Raw genomic sequence first — 622 nt, 5'->3', positions numbered from 1 at the left:
GTAGCCCCCTCCACCGAGCTGCGCAAATGGTACGGGCACGATCCGGACAAGTTCGACGAATTCTGCCGCCGCTACCGCGAAGAGCTGGCCACCGAAACCGGCCGACAGGCTCTCAACGACCTGCGCGAGAGCGTCAAAGGAAAACGCCTGACGCTACTGACTGCCGCCAAGGACATCGAGCACAGCCAAGCGACGGTTCTGACGCAGATTCTCTGACTGACCAGTCAGCCGCCAAGCCCGGAGACCACAACGGCTCTGTCCCTCCCGCAGGTACGGAAGCATCCGGGCCGCAGCCACGGCCATGCAGTGACAACAAACAAGACGAGAACGACGGGAGATAAGCTCATGTCGGGTCAGGAGATCTGGATAGAACCCCGAGGAGAAGGCGCCTACCAGGCCACCATGCAATCGTTCGACGGCGAGACCTCATGCACGCTCTACATTGGCGCCGCGCCCCGTCTGACCAACGGCGTGCTGCCCGATGACGACGTCACGGCACGAGCCGTGTTGCAGTTCCTGATGACCCATCAGGACCCAGCACAACTTCCCGCCGATGTGGAGCTCGAAGATGTCCTGGCCGCCTACGATGATGCGGAACAACAGATCGACTCATACGCCAAGA

Annotated in this window: 2 protein-coding genes; both read left to right on the top strand. The window is 61.4% G+C overall.

Features of this window, described 5'->3' with window-relative positions; translation table 11 throughout:
* The coding region (locus EWV35_RS13090; protein ID WP_129662457.1) for a DUF488 domain-containing protein at nucleotides 1-216 on the top strand (216 nt) is incomplete at its 5' end.
* Nucleotides 217-345: 129 nt separating this feature from the next.
* Nucleotides 346-622: hypothetical protein (locus EWV35_RS13085; RefSeq protein ID WP_165168599.1), on the top strand; the 277-nt coding region annotated here is incomplete at its 3' end.

The organism is Rothia uropygialis (assembly GCF_004137765.1).
Classification (GTDB): domain Bacteria; phylum Actinomycetota; class Actinomycetes; order Actinomycetales; family Micrococcaceae; genus Rothia.
This window is presented reverse-complemented; position numbering and strand designations above follow the sequence as displayed.